At 50.1% G+C, this 14,081-nt stretch carries 14 protein-coding genes; 11 read left to right on the plus strand and 3 right to left on the minus strand.

Going from position 1 to position 14,081, the window contains the following annotated elements:
• Nucleotides 1–7 precede the first annotated feature (7 nt).
• Nucleotides 8–1,453 (minus strand): amidohydrolase, encoded by a 1,446-nt coding sequence (locus V2546_RS05860; protein WP_329751805.1) that lies wholly within the window; start codon nucleotides 1,451–1,453, stop codon nucleotides 8–10.
• 493 nt (nucleotides 1,454–1,946) lie between these two features.
• On the opposite strand from V2546_RS05860, the gene V2546_RS05865 reads away from it, so the two are divergent.
• From V2546_RS05865 to V2546_RS05875, 3 genes are all read left to right on the plus strand, one after another.
• A complete protein-coding gene (locus V2546_RS05865) occupies nucleotides 1,947–2,651 on the plus strand; it encodes a response regulator transcription factor (RefSeq protein WP_142411845.1) in 705 nt (234 codons plus the stop codon).
• Nucleotides 2,648–4,093 (plus strand): HAMP domain-containing sensor histidine kinase, encoded by a 1,446-nt coding sequence (locus tag V2546_RS05870; protein ID WP_329751806.1) that lies wholly within the window; start codon nucleotides 2,648–2,650, stop codon nucleotides 4,091–4,093. The genes V2546_RS05865 and V2546_RS05870 overlap by 4 nt, the downstream gene beginning before the upstream one ends.
• A 105-nt stretch (nucleotides 4,094–4,198) precedes the next feature.
• Nucleotides 4,199–4,645, plus strand: coding sequence for a hypothetical protein (locus tag V2546_RS05875; protein ID WP_329751807.1), 447 nt, complete (start codon nucleotides 4,199–4,201; stop codon nucleotides 4,643–4,645).
• Nucleotides 4,646–4,882: 237 nt separating this feature from the next.
• Here V2546_RS05875 and V2546_RS05880 read toward each other — a convergent pair whose 3' ends face one another.
• Complete coding sequence (locus V2546_RS05880; protein ID WP_118297442.1) at nucleotides 4,883–5,611, minus strand: phosphatase; 729 nt, start codon at nucleotides 5,609–5,611, stop codon at nucleotides 4,883–4,885.
• A gap of 204 nt (nucleotides 5,612–5,815) precedes the next feature.
• Between V2546_RS05880 and V2546_RS05885 the strand changes: the two genes are divergently transcribed.
• The 7 genes from V2546_RS05885 (at nucleotide 5,816) to V2546_RS05915 (ending at nucleotide 12,252) form a co-directional block, all read left to right on the plus strand.
• On the plus strand, nucleotides 5,816–6,712 hold the full coding sequence (locus tag V2546_RS05885) for a S1 RNA-binding domain-containing protein (RefSeq protein WP_118321723.1): 897 nt from the start codon (nucleotides 5,816–5,818) through the stop codon (nucleotides 6,710–6,712).
• A 67-nt stretch (nucleotides 6,713–6,779) separates the two neighbouring features.
• Nucleotides 6,780–7,499, plus strand: coding sequence for a GTP pyrophosphokinase (locus V2546_RS05890; RefSeq protein WP_118530362.1), 720 nt, complete (start codon nucleotides 6,780–6,782; stop codon nucleotides 7,497–7,499).
• A 96-nt stretch (nucleotides 7,500–7,595) separates the two neighbouring features.
• A complete protein-coding gene (gene dtd / locus V2546_RS05895) occupies nucleotides 7,596–8,051 on the plus strand; it encodes a D-aminoacyl-tRNA deacylase (RefSeq protein ID WP_118321724.1) in 456 nt (151 codons plus the stop codon).
• Nucleotides 8,052–8,082: 31 nt separating this feature from the next.
• Nucleotides 8,083–9,474, plus strand: coding sequence for an aminopeptidase (locus tag V2546_RS05900; protein WP_215702091.1), 1,392 nt, complete (start codon nucleotides 8,083–8,085; stop codon nucleotides 9,472–9,474).
• Nucleotides 9,475–9,864: 390 nt separating this feature from the next.
• The gene (tig, locus tag V2546_RS05905) at nucleotides 9,865–11,052 is read left to right on the plus strand and encodes a trigger factor (RefSeq protein WP_182426757.1); all 1,188 of its coding nucleotides are present in this window, start codon (nucleotides 9,865–9,867) and stop codon (nucleotides 11,050–11,052) included.
• A gap of 79 nt (nucleotides 11,053–11,131) precedes the next feature.
• Complete coding sequence (locus tag V2546_RS05910) at nucleotides 11,132–11,923, plus strand: HAD-IIB family hydrolase (RefSeq protein WP_329751808.1); 792 nt, start codon at nucleotides 11,132–11,134, stop codon at nucleotides 11,921–11,923.
• Between the two features lie 182 nt (nucleotides 11,924–12,105).
• Nucleotides 12,106–12,252: a hypothetical protein gene (locus V2546_RS05915; protein WP_182426457.1), complete on the plus strand. Its 147-nt coding sequence runs from the start codon at nucleotides 12,106–12,108 to the stop codon at nucleotides 12,250–12,252.
• A 109-nt stretch (nucleotides 12,253–12,361) separates the two neighbouring features.
• Here V2546_RS05915 and V2546_RS05920 read toward each other — a convergent pair whose 3' ends face one another.
• Nucleotides 12,362–13,690 carry a cell wall-binding protein gene (locus V2546_RS05920; RefSeq protein WP_329751809.1) on the minus strand — a complete coding sequence of 443 codons (1,329 nt, stop codon included), beginning with the start codon at nucleotides 13,688–13,690 and terminating at the stop codon, nucleotides 12,362–12,364.
• Nucleotides 13,691–13,749: 59 nt separating this feature from the next.
• Between V2546_RS05920 and V2546_RS05925 the strand changes: the two genes are divergently transcribed.
• Nucleotides 13,750–14,079, plus strand: coding sequence for a hypothetical protein (locus V2546_RS05925; RefSeq protein WP_329751810.1), 330 nt, complete (start codon nucleotides 13,750–13,752; stop codon nucleotides 14,077–14,079).
• The last annotated feature ends 2 nt before the right edge of the window (nucleotides 14,080–14,081 follow it).

A 14,081-nucleotide genomic window follows, 5' to 3' on the forward strand; every position in this document is an offset into this window, starting at 1 on the left:
ATGAATTTTAGTATGTATCAAGCGGCGGCTGCACGGAATCCGGCAGCGGGCAGGTGTAGTGTCCGCCGTTTCGCTTTGTGACTTCCTTCTTTGCCGCTTCGATCACGTCCGGGCGGTCCATCGTTCGGATGCAGGAGAGAGCCAGGACTTTTGCGGCAGTCAAGAGACCTTTGTGGGCCAGCGGGCTGCAGGACTGGGCAACCATCTGCCAGGAATGTCCTACATTTCCGACGCACGCGGTAGCAATGTTGATGTTTAAGGTCGGTGCTGCATAGCCGACATCGCCGACATCGGTGGAACCGGCGGTCAGTTTGATCTTATCCGGGTTGAACGGATGGATCTCGGAATCCAGCGGTTTTTCGAGGATCTCTTCGAGACGGTCTTCCCCGTAAGTCTCGATGATCTGTGTGCGGATATTTTCCATTGTGGTTTCCGGATAGGTATTTAAGAATTCTTTCGCCATCGCGTAATCTGCATCATCCCATTTCGGAGCACCGACTTCCTGTAAACACTCATCGGCAACTTTTGCGAGGGCATTGTTCGGAAGGTATTCCGTGAATGCCATGGAAAGTTCACACTCCACGGAGGTATCGGTCATGATGGAGGCGCCGCGGGCAACGTTTTTCACGCGCTCGAAGAGCTCTTTTACCTGGTATACCCACGGGGAACGGACCTCGTAGCGGATCGTTGCGTGATCCTGGACAACGTTCGGGGCAGTTCCGCCTGCATCAATGTAGGCATAATGGATTCTTGCCTCCGGGATCATGTGTTCTCTTAAGTAGTTGCAGCCGACGTTCATGAGTTCTACGGCATCCAGAGCGCTTCTTCCGAGATACGGGGTCGCGCCGGCATGAGAGGCAACGCCTTTAAAATAGAAGTTTGCACCCATGATCGCATTGCTGTGGTTGCATTCGACGGCGTTTTTTGTTGCCGGATGCCAGGAGTATACGAAATCAACGTTGTCGAACATTCCGGCGCGGGCCATGAACTGTTTGGCACCGGCACCTTCCTCAGCAGGGCAGCCGAAGTAGATGATCGTTCCGTCTTTCTTATTTGCGATCAGGTATTCTTTCACAGCGATCGCTGCTGCGAGCGCACCGGTTCCGAGTGCGCAGTGACCGCATCCATGGCCGGGAGCGCCTTCCGTCAGAGGTTCTTTGTGCGGATCTGCTGCTTTCTGGCTTAAGGATGAGAGTGCATCGTACTCTCCGAGAATTCCCATGACCGGTTTTCCGGTTCCGTAGGAAAAGGTTCCGGTAAAGCAGGTCGGGATTCCGGCGTCGCCCTCGGTCAGGGTAAAGCCTTCTTCTTTTAAGATGGATTTTAACAGGGCTGCTGATCTTGTCTCGTGGAAAGCGAGTTCCGCGTATTCCCAGATCTTATCGTTGGCATCCAGGATTTTTGCAGATTTCTCGTCGATCACACGGGTGAGAAGTTCCAGGTCTTTGTTCATGTGGGGTCCGTCCTTTCTTTTAGGGTGTGGGCGATGCCGGAGTCTTTTACACTGCACCGCATTATAGGGATAGTTTACTACAGTTTCTGGAAAAGTACAATGGGAAATATGATATGATTGTATTGGCGAAAGTACGCGGTGAGCTTCCGAGCAGTAGCACTCAGGGATGCGGGGATGGTTCCTCTAAGCTCCCAGGAGACTGCTAAAGACGGAAAAACGATGACACAACTCGCTGCGCTCAAACAAGTGTCATCTTTTTTCCAACGCAGTCACCCGGAACCTAAGAGGAGCCAGATCCCCGGATCAAGGTGCTCCTGTTCGGAAGCTCACCGCTGGTAGTTATTGGGAAAATGGAAAAAGCACAGAGGGCAATACTCCTGTGTCTTGCGGCAATTCTGCGGCAGATATTTACCATGCGAGGAAGAACGTGATATAATCGTGACAGTAATGCGAGAAAACTATCTGGATAGATAAAAATCAGGAGGAAATATATATGTCAAAACTGATCTATGTCGCGGATGATGAGAAAAACATCTGTTTTCTGATAGAGAATTTCCTGGAAAAAGAGGGATATGAGGTGGAGTGTTTCGGGGATGGAGAGTCTCTTCTGGAGGCGTTTGAGAAAAAAGCTCCGGATCTCTGTATCCTGGACATTATGATGCCGGGAATGGACGGACTGACGGTCTGCACGCAGATCCGGAAGACGAGCCATGTTCCGATCATCATCGTTTCCGCAAAGGATTCCCCGCTGGACCGCATCACGGGGATCACTCTCGGAAGTGATGACTATATGGTGAAACCGTTCCTGCCGCTGGAACTCGTGACGAGAGTCAAAGCGTTGTTCCGCCGCGTGGATGCGTTCTCCGGACAGGAGGAAGAGTCGAAGGATTCCTATGAGATCGGGGATATCAGACTTTACCCGAAGCGCCGCGCTGCGAAGTTAAAGGATGAGGATTTTGCCCTGACTCCGCTGGAATTTGATTTTCTGTGCCACATGCTGGAGCGGAAGGAACATGCGGCGAGCCGCGATGACCTCTTAAAATCCCTGTGGAAGGTGGACAGCAAGGAAGTAGACACGAGAGCTGTGGATGATATGGTGAAACGTCTCAGAAAGAAGCTGAAGGACCAGAAGAGTACTGTGAAGATCGAGACGGTATGGGGATATGGCTTCCGCCTGACGAGTGGAGGAGAGGAATGAAATTAAGTATCCGGATGAAGATCTTCCTCCCGGTGATGCTGCTTTTGATCGCGTTTCCGGTGGCGGCATGGTTCGTGTTCAGCTATGCGCTGGACGGACATATGATCTACAATGCGAAGCGGGATCTGGGGCAGATGGTGAAGACCGTGGAGGAACTTACGGAGGAGTACAGCAACGTGGATGTGCCGGATGAGAACAGCGCACAGGATGACCGCGGAAGTCTCCTGAATGCCCTGAGAAACTCGGCCCAGACGGAGTCCGGTGAGACGAAGATGCTGGTGATCGGAAAGAATTACCGCGTACTGTATCCGAAAAACTACGATGATCAGCCGGAGATGACCCAGATGTACTCGGAATTCCTGATAAGAATGACAGGAAATGATCCTTCGTTTGAAAGCGGGGAGATCTCCGAGGAGATGATCGGAGATACGAGATACATGCTCTATTTTCTTGATGTGGGGCAGAAACGGTCGGGGCGTGTCCAGAATATCCTGCTGTACTGTCCGATCCATGATACAAGCGTGATCTTACATGAAGTGTCGAGACTGGTGCTCATGATCATGGGGGTCATGGCGGGAGTCTCCATCGTGCTGTTCTGGTTTGTAGCTGGAAGTATCTCAAATCCGGTGAGCCGCCTCTGTGAGGCAGCGCGCGGGATCGGTGAAAAGAAGTTTAAAAAGGTGGAGACCGGGACAAACGTAAAAGAGCTTTATGAACTGGAGAATGAGATCAACCAGATGCAGGACAATCTTTTGAAGGCGGACGAGGCGGAGCGCGTCTTTTTCCAGAATGCGTCCCATGAACTCCGTACCCCGCTCATGTCCATCAGCGGCTATGCCCAGGGGATCCAGCGAGGTGTCTTTGAAGATACATCCCAGGCAGCAGGAGTGATCCTGGATGAGAGCAGCCGTCTGACGGAGGTGGTCGACGGGATCCTGACGCTCACGAGAATGGACCAGATGCGCTACCAGGTTGTTTCGGTGGAGCTGGGGATCCGGGAATATATCGAGGATCAGATCGAGCGGCTGGAAGGTCTTGCTTACCAGAAAAAAATAAAACTGGAATTTTTGCCGGGAGACGAGCATAAGATTATCTCGGATGTGATGCTGCTCGGGCGGGCGTTCTCAAATGTGACATCAAACTGTATCCGCTATGCAAAGGAGACGGTTCAGATTTCTGTGGAAGAGTCGGGGGATCAGCTGAAACTTACGATCCGCGACGATGGACCGGGGATTGCAGAGAATGATCTGCCGCATCTGTTCGACCGTTTTTATAAAGGAAAGAACGGAAATCACGGGCTGGGGCTTTCCATCGCGAAGCGTTCCATGGAATATATGGGAGGCGATATCGCGGCAGAAAGCTCGCCGGACGGTGCCGTGTTTACGATCATACTGCCGCAGGATTGCCGCAGCTTTGCCGTAGAAGAATGGACGGAAGTGTGATAAGATGGTAACAGTTCAGAGGAAGGATTCTCTGTACACGAAAACATGGAAAATATCTGCGGATTTTTGGAAATCTGTTATCAGCTTACATCACAGGAGGACACAATGATGAAGAAGATTTTATTTTTATTCGGTCTTCTGGTATGTCTTGCGGGAATGCCGCTTACGGCCTTTGCGGATAATAAGACTGCGAAGCAGACGTATGAAACAGCAATCTCAGACAACTGGAAAACGATGTTAAAGAACAGTATCGCTCTGGATACGATCAATGCGGAGAATAATACGCATCTGCTGGAATGGCAGGATGTGAAGAATCCGTCGGATGAGGCGGTAAAACTTGTGGATAAGATCCAGAAGCTCCAGGCGGAGCAGGAAGAAGATCAGGAGAGTATGGACCCTTACACAAAGGCGAAGAAATCCTGTGACGCGAAATTAAACGCGGACGGCGCGAATGCGGCGCTCGAGAACATTATCCGGATCCAGAAGGACCGTCTGAGCGATCAGAAGGAACTGCAGGTGCTGTGGGCGAAGGTTGATAAACTGTTAAAGTAGAGCGCAGGTTCAGCTCTGAAAACCGCCTGCCCGATGGAACAAAGATCTGACAGGGACGGGTTCCGGTGAGCAGGTCCAGAAAAATAACCTGAAACATGGTTTCTTACGAAAGAAAAACGGCTGTGAAGAAAAGAATCACTTCACAGCCGTTTTTGTGCTCATTTTTCTGTAAAAAACATCGGTTTATGGATCTCGCTGGCGGGGCAGGAGAATTTCTGCCATTTCGATACGAGATATTCAGCCCTGAAAATCCGCCAGGTCCGGGATATATTCCTTCAGGATCTCCGGGTGATAGTTCGCGATGAGTGTTTCCGGGAAGTTTAACTCTTTTAAGAGGGCCTCCGCGCGCGCGTGGTCGCCGACCGATGTCGTAAAGTGTGCATCGCTGTTCATGATGACCGGAACCTTGTAGCTGGCGCAGAGCGGGAGAATGATCCTGTCATTTTCATATGCGTGGATGCGGGAACCGCCTGGTGTCAGGGAGGTGTTGTTGAGCTCGATCATGCGGTGGTTGTCCTTTGCGGCTTTTACGACCGCCTCATAGTCCAGTGGAAATTTTCCATCATCCGGATGTCCGAGGATCGTGACATACGGATTTTTTAACGCTGTGAGCACCGCGAAGGTGTTGTCTTCCATTGTTCCCGGTTTCAGGCAGAGGTCATGGAGACTGACGACTGTGTAGGATAAGCGCTTTAACATCCGCTCTGACAGGTCGATGGTTCCGCTGTAGTCCACGATGTTTAATTCACATCCGAATAAAAGACGGACACCCTCTAAGACCGGCGGGATCACATTGAAGTTGCAGAATTGCATTTCCCCGCAGCTTCCCGGCATGGACGGGGCGTGCTCGGTGATGCCGAGGATCGGCAGGTTCTTTAATGCAGCGGCATGGACCATCTCCGTGATGGTTCCGTAGGCATGTCCGCTCGCGATGGTATGGGTATGCAGATCAGCATAATCTTTCATGGTAAATGCCTCCAAAAATATCAGAAAATTCCTACCTGTGTACAGTAATCACTATGCACATTTTATCATAAAATTTTTATGAAAACTATGGCAAATATTCACAGAATATGGTTAAATAGAGGAAGAAATTATCATCCATTCTTATGGCCTTTTTATAGAAATAAGCGGAATAAAAATGGAGGATGAGAAAAGGAGAGATGAAATATGGAATCCATGGACGATTACAAAGAGGAGTTAGAAGCTTCCCTTAAAAAAATTAGAGTTGGCGATGTTGTGACTGGTACCGTGCTTGATGTGACAGATGACGCGGTGATCGTGGACTTAAAGACCTACGCGGACGGCGTGATCCGCAAAGAAGATCTGAGCGAAGATCCTGATTTCAACATGGCGGAGATGATCCATCCGGGTGATGAGATCACGGCGACCGTGATGGCGACAAATGACGGGGAAGGAAACATGGTCCTCTCCAAAAAGGAGGCAAACCAGGTCCTTGCGTGGGATAAACTGAAGACTATGATGGAAGAGCGCACGGTCGTTCCGGTAAAGATCTCCGAGATCGTAAACGCAGGTGCTGTCGCATATCTGGAAGGGATCCGCGGCTTTATCCCGGCTTCCCGCCTCAGCGACGAGTATGTGGAAGATTTAAAGGAATTCGACGGAAAGACGATCGAAGTGACTGTGATCACGGCAGATGAGGAGACACACCGTCTCGTATTATCTGGACGCGAGGCAGCGAGAGAGAAAAAACAGGAAGAGACAAATAAAAAGATCGCAAAATGTGAAGTCGGCGCTGTCATGAACGGCACGGTCGAGACCTTAAAGGATTACGGCGCATTTGTTGAGCTGGAAAACGGACTTACCGGTCTCCTTCACATCTCCCAGATCAGCACAAAGCGGATCAAACATCCGGGTGCGGTGCTGAAAGAGGGACAGAACGTAAAAGTAAAGATCATCTCCACCGCGAACAACAAGATCAGTCTGTCCATGAAAGAGCTGATCGAGGAGGAAGCGGAGAGAGAAGCTGAGGACACCTACGGATATAAGGAAGAAGGTCAGGCAAGCACAGGTCTTGCGGATCTCTTAAAGGGTCTGAAGCTGTAGCAGGAAAGCGTGAAGACATGGTCGCATGGACGGAACGTTCCCGGCTGCAAAGAAAGGGGGCGTCAGCATGACGAAAGAGTCTGGAGAGTTTGATCAGATCGATCAGTGGAAATCAACGATGTTTTTATACAGCTCCGCGTTAAAATCCATCAACACGAAGATCGAGATCTTAAATAATGAATTTATCCAGTTATACAATTACAACCCGATCGAACACATCACTTCCCGGTTAAAGACGCCGGAGAGCATCGTGAAAAAGCTGAAGCACGATGGATGTGAGGTCACGATCGATAACATGGTGGAGCATTTAAACGACATCGCGGGGATCCGGATCATCTGTTCCTTTATGTCCGATATTTATCCCATCGCGGATATGATCGCCAGACAGGCGGATATTACAGTCCTGCATGTCAAGGACTACATTAAATATCCGAAGGCGAACGGATATAAGAGCTACCATATGGTGGTGACGATCCCGGTCTATCTGTCGGAGGGAAAGAGAGATACGAAGGTCGAGATCCAGATCCGCACCATCGCGATGGACTTCTGGGCGTCCCTGGAACACAAGATCGCTTATAAGTTTGAGGGAAAGGCACCGGATTATCTGGAACGGGAGTTAAAGTCCTGTGCAGATATGGTGGATATGCTGGATATGAAGATGTTCTCCTTAAACCAGGCGATCATGGCCGTCGAGGAGGAAGAGCGCAGGCGTGAGGAAGAAAAGCGCCGCGAGCGTGAGAAAGCAGAAAGAAAACAGGAGGAACTTGCAGGAAACGGTCCGACATAGACCGTTTTCGGCTGTTTTGGTGACAGAAAGTTCCAAGACGAAAGATCTGCACTCCGGAAAAGCGGATGCAGAGCGGCCAGTCTGGAGGAAAGATAGATGAGAGTCGTACTACAGAGAGTAAAACATGCGTCGGTACATGTGGACGGGCGGGAGACCGGTTCCATCGGACAGGGATTCCTGATCCTTCTCGGTGTATCTGATGAGGATGATGAGACGATCGCAGATAAAATGGCGGACAAGATCTGCAGACTCCGCATTTTTGAGGATGAGAACGGAAAGACGAACCGCTCTCTTCAGGATGTGGGCGGCGAGATCCTTGTGGTGAGCCAGTTTACACTGTATGCAGACTGCCGGAAGGGCAACCGTCCGAGCTTTACCGGTGCAGGAGCGCCGGACCATGCGAACCGTCTCTATGAATATTTTATGGAACAGTGCAAAAAGCATGTGGAAAAAGTGGCGCACGGGGAGTTTGGAGCGGATATGAAGGTGGATCTGCTGAATGACGGACCGTTTACACTGATGCTGGACAGCAAAGAGCTGTTCCCGAAATAGGATACTATTACACATACGGAGGATTTTTAGAATGAACGGCAAAGATCTTGAAAAAGCACTTCTCTGGGAAGCTCCGCATATCGGCGAAAAAGCGCCGGAGCAGATCCCGGAGGCACAGGATTTCTGTGAGGGATATAAGACATTCTTAAATGAGGGAAAAACAGAGAGAGAATGCGTGAAAAAAGCAGTTACACTCTTGGAAAACGCAGGATATCAGAAATTTGATCCGAAAGCTTCCTACAAAGCAGGGGATAAGATCTACTGGAACAACCGGAAGAAGGCGATCATTGCTTCCACAATCGGAACAAAAGATCTGAACGAGGGATTGAGGATGAACGGTGCCCACATCGATTCCCCGCGCCTGGATTTAAAACCGAATCCGCTGTTTGAGAAGGATGAGATCGCATATTTAAAACCGCACTATTACGGCGGGATCCGCAAATACCAGTGGGGGACCGTGCCGTTATCCATGCATGGCGTCGTTGTAAAAGCTGACGGAGAGGTCGTTGAGATCTCCATCGGCGAAAATGAGGGCGATCCGCAATTCTGCGTGACAGATCTTCTCCCACATCTCGCTTCCGAACAGAACGGGAGAAAGCTCGCGGAAGGTTTAAAGGGCGAGGAACTCAATATTATCATCGGTTCGATCCCGTACCATGACGAGGAGAACGAGAAAATCAAAAATCCGGCAAAGCTTCTTGCGATGAAGTTACTGAACGAGCGCTACGGGATCACGGAAAAAGATTTCACCCGTGCGGAGATCGAGATGGTCCCGGCATACAAGGCAGTCGATATCGGACTTGACCGCGGACTTGTGGGAGCTTACGGCCAGGATGACCGCGTCTGCGCGTACACAGCTCTGATGGCGGAGATCGGGACAAAGAATCCGGAACACACGACATTTACGATCCTTACGGACAAAGAGGAGATCGGTTCTGTCGGGAATACGGGACTTCACTCGGACTATGTCCATCATGCGGTCGAGGACCTCGCGGAGAGCTTCGGGGCGGACACAAAGACTGTGCTGCGCCATTCCATCTGCCTTTCTTCCGATGTAAACGCGGCTTATGATCCGACGTTCGCGAGTGTATACGAGAGCAGAAACTCGAGTTATGTAAACAAAGGCTGCGTGCTCACAAAATATACAGGCGCGAGAGGAAAGTCCGGCAGCAGCGATGCAAGCGCGGAGACGATGGCAAAGGTCATCGGCATCATGGAAGAGAACGGTGTGTACTGGCAGACCGGTGAGCTCGGTGCAGTCGATGCGGGCGGTGGCGGAACGATCGCCCAGTATGTGGCGATGATGGATGTGGATGTTGTGGACCTCGGCGTTCCGATCCTTTCCATGCACGCACCGTTTGAGCTGGCTTCGAAGCTTGATGTATACAATACATATAAGGCGTTCTGTGCGTTCTATAAATAAATGCGGATGACGGCTGGACCGGCAGGAGCTGTGTCCAGAAGTCGGAAGGACATTTCTAACGCCCCGTTTTGAAAAAATTGAAACATTATTGAAAAACACTCTGGAAGAGATCCTGATGGACGTAAGACATGGAAGATCTTTGCAGAGTGTTTTTATTTACGCGAACGACGAGTCAAAGTCCGCGCTTGCGCGAGACCTTGGCGACTGTCGCGATAACAAGGGGAAACTCGTGAAGCGTTTTTTCACTTGTTTTCTAACACATGTCTTAAATTTCTGTGAACACTCTTTTTTTTCGCGTGACGGTATGTTAGAATGAGTATTACGCGCGGATGTTCCGGAAAACGGGAGACACGCGGGGAATATGAGACAGAATGGAAGGAAAAAGAAAACATGAAAAAAATCATAAAAGCAGGTCTCTGTGTTGCAGCAGCGGCTGTGATCGTAACAGGATGCGGAAATAAGAGCCAGAACACAGAGAGCAGCTCTGCGTCTGAGGAGCAGGCAGCAGCTGCAACTGTTGAGACGGAGACAAAATCCGAGGAAGAGCTTCACGACGAGGAGAGCGTGACTCTCGGAGATTATAAGAACCTGACTTATTCTGCAAAGGTAGAGGAAGTGACGGATGAACAGGTCCAGACAAGATTAAAGGAGCTCTGCGCAGAGTATCCGGTAACGATCGAGGGACGACCGGCTGCGGAAGGCGATACCGCGAATATCGATTATTCCGGAACAAAGGACGGCGTTGCGTTTGACGGCGGAACTGCAGAAGGTTACGATCTGAAGCTTGGAAGCGGAACTTTCATTGACGGCTTTGAGGACGGTGTGATCGGCATGAACGTCGGAGATGAGAAAGACTTAAACTTAAAGTTCCCGGATAACTACGGAAGCGCAGATCTTGCAGGACAGGAAGTCGTATTCCATGTGAAATTAAACCAGTTAAAATCTGAGTCCGAGAGCAAGGTGGACGATGACCTCGCAAAACGTTACTACAACGATGATACAGCGACTCTTGATCAGTTAAAAGAGGAAGTGTGTGCGGATCTCCAGGCGGAGGCCGACAGCCAGTTCTTCAACGCAGCCGGAAGTGAGCTCTTAAATGAAGTGATCAATAACTCCGAAGTCACAGCAGATCCGGACGCTGTTGATGACATGTTCAACCAGTTAAAGACCACATACTCCAGCTATGCGAGCAGCTATGGTCTTGAGTTTGACCAGTTCCTCAGCATGTTCCTCGGAACGGATGAGGATGGACTTCGCGATACTGCTGAAAACCTTGTAAAACAGCAGCTCGTTTTAGACGCGATTCAGGCACAGGAAAATCTCTCTGCGACTGAAGATCAGAAAGATAAGCTCGCTGTTATGAATTACTTCAAGAATGCAGCGCAGATGACGGCAACATACGGTGAGGACTCCGCAAACCAGATCTTTGATATGGGTGCTGTCTACTACTACCTGATCGGCAATTCTACTTACGTTGAAGCGCCGGAGACTACTGCAGAGACAACGGAAGCAGAGAATATCTTAGAAGAAGCAGAGACTGTTGCAGAGGAAAGCGAAAGCAGTACGGAAGCAAAATAATATGGACAGGAAATGGTCCGGCTATTCTGCAAAGTGCTGAGCAGAGATACTGACAGCAGAAATGCGATAAGAGAACAATATGAAAAGAAAAGCATTATTTTTTGACATTGACGGAACGCTCTTAGTGGATGCGTCGAAAGAGCTTCCGAAGAGCGCGGCGGCTGCGATCACCGAGGCGCGCCGCGCCGGACATCTGATATTCATCAATTCCGGGCGGACGAGATGCCTGATGAAGGACGTTGAGGGGAAAGTACCGGTCGACGGTTACCTCTGCGGATGCGGAACCTACATAGAAGCGGAAGGAAAAGCCCTGCTTCACAGAAAGATCTCCGCGAAGCGCCGGATGGAGCTCCAGAGAGCGATCCTCGCGTGCAGACTCGACGGGATCCTTGAGGGACCGAAGGTTTGTACGGTCCAGGTCGGCGTCTCCCACATGGAAGAGATCGAACATGTGAAGAACGTTGTATATAAAAACCAGGGACTTGCGAGCGCAGACTGGAACACGGAAGAAGTCGATTTTGACAAGTTCTGTGTTCTGGCGGATGAGAATAGTGATGCGGAGAGCTTCTTAAAGATCCTGGCGCCGGATATGACTGCGATCGACCGGGGACACGGACTCTATGAGTGTGTGCCGACAGGCTATGATAAGGCGACGGCGATGGAAGTGATCCTGAAACACTATGGGGTCGCGAGAGAAGATTCCTACGCCTTCGGTGATAGTATGAATGACCTGGCGATGATCCGCTATGCCGGAAACAGTATCATCATGGAAAAACACGCGAAAGGCCTAGAACCTTACGCGACCTTTATCACGAAGGACGTGGAGGACGACGGGATCGCATGGGCATTTGAAAAACTTCATATTATATAAAAGATGAGTTTTGCGGCAGTTCTGCTTTTGAGTGGGACTGTCGCTTTGCGTTTTCGAAAGCTGTCGAAACTTGCGTTCAAAAACTACTTTTCAATTCTGGAAAAATGTATTATATATTTAAGAAAAAGGAAGCAGACGCGGGAAAGGGCGGCTGCGGACGAGGCGTAAGGGGGACGAAAACAATGAGCATGGAACGACATTACAAAAGTGCTCTGGAAGAAGAAAACCAAAGGCTTCGCGAAGAGAACGACAGGCTGATGGACATTGTGGTACAGATGAAAGGTACACTGAACCGCCTGGTAAAAGCGTATATTACAGAAAGTAAATAGGAGAATGCGGCTGCACAGAACTGATCGGGCAGCCGTGGATAGAAATAACCGCGGATGGCTGCGAAAGGCAGCAGGTCCGCGGTTATTTCGCAGGAATTCAATGTCCTGTTTACTGGACGACACCGGCCGTATTTACAGTCCAGATCGTTCCGTTCGCATCTTTGATATCTTTATATCCACGTCCAAGCTCCGGTTTCGCTGTGGAAGTGGAGGAAGCGGACGCTTTCTGTACATTTCCGGCTGTTCCGACAAGGTAGATGGTGCCGTTTAAGTCCGCCGGTGCATATCTCTGATCGGCAGTGGCGTCCTGTCTCTTTCCGTATACATAGAGGATGCCGTCGCGGAGTCCATGGTATCCCTGACCTTTCTTGTCGCCGTCGGTGTGGAAGAACCAGTTCTCGGTCTCACCCGTCTCCTCATTGAAGATCGTCTGTTTTCCTGTCTTCATGATGCCGTCCTCGCCGAAGCAGAAGTTCGCGATCTCATCGTTCGCCACATTCACGATCTGTCTTCCGGTCTGCATGATGCCGAGATCACTGAAGGCGTATTTTTTTGCGTTGATCGTGAAGAGAGAATTCCCCTTTTTCGTGGAAACGTATGGTTTTCCTGCTTTAAAGCAGAAGGTGTACACCTCGTCGGCTTCGTGGATCCCGGAAATCCCCTCAATGGAGTGAAAACCTTCGGCGCGTTTTCCGTCCCCGGACGGTCCGTAGTACTGATAATCTGTGACGTTCGGGACAGCTGCATTGCTGCCGGTCGCGTCCGCATCGCTCCCGGACGGCATCAGGACCCAGCCTGTCTGCATTTTTCCGTCGATGAAGGTGTAGTAATTTCCGTCGATCTTCTTGTCATACTGGGTAGTCACCATCTTTCCGTCGGAGTTAAAGTAGTACCAGCTCTCAGAAGATCCCGGCACATGACTGTTTTCCTCCAGGCGGATCCATCCGGTCTTCATCGCCCCGTCTTTTTCTGTTCCAAGATAGTAAGTAGCTCCGTCGATCTCCGTCTTTCCTGTCGCCATATGGCCGGACTCGTCAAAATAGTACCATTTAGAGTCAAATTTTACCCATTTGGAGACAGCGGACTTTCCATCCTTTTCAAAGTAGTACCAGAAGGTATCGGGAGTCTCCGGGGAGTCCGGATCTTCCTCATTCTTTAATTCTACCCATGCACTTGTCACCATTTTTCCTTCGCTGTCCACATAATATTCGTCGATCTTCGCATCGGTCACGATCTGACCGTTCTCACCAAGATAGTACCAGTCTTCCCCGCGCTTTCTCCATGCATCGGTGGTGAGGTACCCGTCTTCATCGTAATAGACCTTTGCATCTCCTTCTGTCACCCATCCGTGGGATGCAGCGTAAGCCGGCAGCCCGGAGACCATTGTCATGAATGCTGCTGCGGATAAGACAGCGGCGATCCTTGTCTGTTTTTTCATAATATCCTTCTCTCCTTTTTGATATGAAATCATGCTCTTGTCCGGCAGGTCAGAAGCTTGTGGACAGGACGGATCGGCAGCAGCTCCTGAGATCATGCCGTACAGTTGTTTTTGTTTACCAGCTGATTATAACAGTCTGTGATGACGGAATTCCAGTGTGGGTTCCTGGCATATCTGGAACACCGTGGAAAGGATTTCACCGGGTGGAAAAAACGGAAAACAAAGGGGAAAAAATGCCCCGGGGATCCCCTGAAAATCCCGTTAAAAACATGATTTACTGGACTGTATGCGGTCCGCATGGTATAATCGAAGAAGGTATACCCGGCGCAGACTCAGCCATGTGTCTGGGGGAAAAGGAAGGTCAATATGGCTGGAATCTGACAGTTTGAGA

The sequence above is a fragment of the Clostridium sp. CM74B_53 genome (assembly GCF_036318045.1).
GTDB lineage: Bacteria > Bacillota > Clostridia > Lachnospirales > Lachnospiraceae > Pilosibacter.

Coding starts and splice junctions, on each gene's coding strand:
- V2546_RS05915 (WP_182426457.1), top strand. CDS start 12,106: ATGAGCATGGAACGACATTACAAAAGTGCTCTGGAAGAAGAAAACCAA.
- V2546_RS05870 (WP_329751806.1), top strand. CDS start 2,648: ATGAAATTAAGTATCCGGATGAAGATCTTCCTCCCGGTGATGCTGCTT.
- V2546_RS05875 (WP_329751807.1), top strand. CDS start 4,199: ATGATGAAGAAGATTTTATTTTTATTCGGTCTTCTGGTATGTCTTGCG.
- V2546_RS05890 (WP_118530362.1), top strand. CDS start 6,780: ATGACGAAAGAGTCTGGAGAGTTTGATCAGATCGATCAGTGGAAATCA.
- V2546_RS05865 (WP_142411845.1), top strand. CDS start 1,947: ATGTCAAAACTGATCTATGTCGCGGATGATGAGAAAAACATCTGTTTT.
- V2546_RS05920 (WP_329751809.1), bottom strand. CDS start 13,690: ATGAAAAAACAGACAAGGATCGCCGCTGTCTTATCCGCAGCAGCATTC.
- V2546_RS05880 (WP_118297442.1), bottom strand. CDS start 5,611: ATGAAAGATTATGCTGATCTGCATACCCATACCATCGCGAGCGGACAT.
- V2546_RS05860 (WP_329751805.1), bottom strand. CDS start 1,453: ATGAACAAAGACCTGGAACTTCTCACCCGTGTGATCGACGAGAAATCT.
- V2546_RS05900 (WP_215702091.1), top strand. CDS start 8,083: ATGAACGGCAAAGATCTTGAAAAAGCACTTCTCTGGGAAGCTCCGCAT.
- V2546_RS05885 (WP_118321723.1), top strand. CDS start 5,816: ATGGAATCCATGGACGATTACAAAGAGGAGTTAGAAGCTTCCCTTAAA.
- dtd (WP_118321724.1), top strand. CDS start 7,596: ATGAGAGTCGTACTACAGAGAGTAAAACATGCGTCGGTACATGTGGAC.
- V2546_RS05910 (WP_329751808.1), top strand. CDS start 11,132: ATGAAAAGAAAAGCATTATTTTTTGACATTGACGGAACGCTCTTAGTG.
- tig (WP_182426757.1), top strand. CDS start 9,865: ATGAAAAAAATCATAAAAGCAGGTCTCTGTGTTGCAGCAGCGGCTGTG.